Source organism: Vibrio sp. YT-19(2023) (genome assembly GCF_033337395.1).
Map to the genome: position 1 here is coordinate 1 of NZ_JAWOQN010000523.1, position 688 is coordinate 688.

General features: G+C 43.2%; 1 protein-coding gene. It reads right to left on the minus strand.

Annotated elements, in window-relative coordinates:
• The coding region (locus R7E78_RS26880; RefSeq protein ID WP_318058709.1) for a phosphoadenylyl-sulfate reductase at positions 1-680 on the minus strand (680 nt) is incomplete at its 3' end.
• Positions 681-688: the final 8 nt, after the last annotated feature.

The window sequence follows — 688 nt, forward strand, 5'->3', positions numbered from 1 at the left end:
TCCCATTTACGTGTCGTATGTGTATCCCCAACAGACAAGTAACCTTCTTCCCAAAGTGGATGATAGGTAAGACCATGTTGCTCGAGGTAGTAGTGAACATCTTTATTAGTCCAATCGATTACGGGCAGAAACTTAAACACGCCATTTTGAATCGACAGTATCGGTAAACCCGCTCGTGATTTACTTTGCTCTCTACGTAAACCTGAAAACCATGTTCCAACATTAAGTTCTTTCAATGCACGACGCATTGGCTCGACTTTATTTATTTTGTTGTACTTCTCGATCCCCTCAACGCCCTGCTCCCATAATTTGCCATAACGTGCTTCTTGCCATTGAGCACTTTGCTCCGCTCGATAAACTTTTAGATTAAGGTTGAGTTTTTCTGTCAACTCATCAATAAAGCGATACGTTTCTGCAAACAGATATCCGGTATCCGTAAGAATAATTGGGATATCAGGTTTTTCTTGAGTCACAAGATGAAGCATGACAGCGGCTTGGATACCAAAGCTTGAGGATACCGCAAACTCTCCATCCAGATTTTCCAAAGCCCACTTTACTCGCTCTTGTGCCGACAGCGGTTCAAGTTCGACATTGATTTGTGCAAGATGGAGAATTTGCTCCGTCTTTGTTAATGTCAGTAACTCCGCCAGCTCCGGTTTGGAAGCCACAGAATCAAGCATAGAAGTCC